This is a genomic window from Mesorhizobium sp. M00.F.Ca.ET.216.01.1.1, from assembly GCF_004010325.2.
GTDB lineage: Bacteria > Pseudomonadota > Alphaproteobacteria > Rhizobiales > Rhizobiaceae > Mesorhizobium.
The window spans coordinates 1-457 of the sequence record NZ_SADR02000125.1 but is presented as its reverse complement, the minus strand read 5'-3'; the positions used below and the strand labels follow the sequence as shown (position 1 = coordinate 457).

Sequence of the window (457 nt, the reverse complement as noted above, 5' to 3'; positions counted from 1 at the left end):
TGGACATCAACTATCTAAGCGAGGACGGTCCAAATCTGGAGCGTTCGCTCAAATTGCTGGAGCGGGATTGCCAAAAAGAAAATAGCTGTATGAAAGACCTGTCAAAGGCCGTTCAGGTTGTCGCCAGGCAATTGGATCGGCAGCCGCTACTTTTACGAAGTTCTGGCCAGGATGCCAAATACACATATGTGTCTGGCGCAGAGTTCTTGGATATCATTTTCGGCATGCTCTATGATCGCGATGCGATCCTGTCGCTGCCGGAGCCGCCCACCGCATTGGTCACCGGCAACAACATGACGACGATCGGGGCAGTCCGCGCCGTCCGCGAGAAGGGGCTTTCGATCCCGCGCGACCTGTCGCTGGTCGGCTTTGACGATTTCGAATGGGCCGACTGCTTCGAGCCTAGGCTGACGCTCGTCGAACAGCCTTGCACCGAGATCGGCCGCCAGGCGGCAAC

General features: G+C 56.9%; 1 pseudogene. It reads left to right on the top strand.

Annotation, left to right across the window (positions count from 1 at the left end):
• Nucleotides 1-245: 245 nt before the first annotated feature.
• Nucleotides 246-457: pseudogene (locus EN859_RS35350) on the top strand (substrate-binding domain-containing protein); the annotation flags it as partial.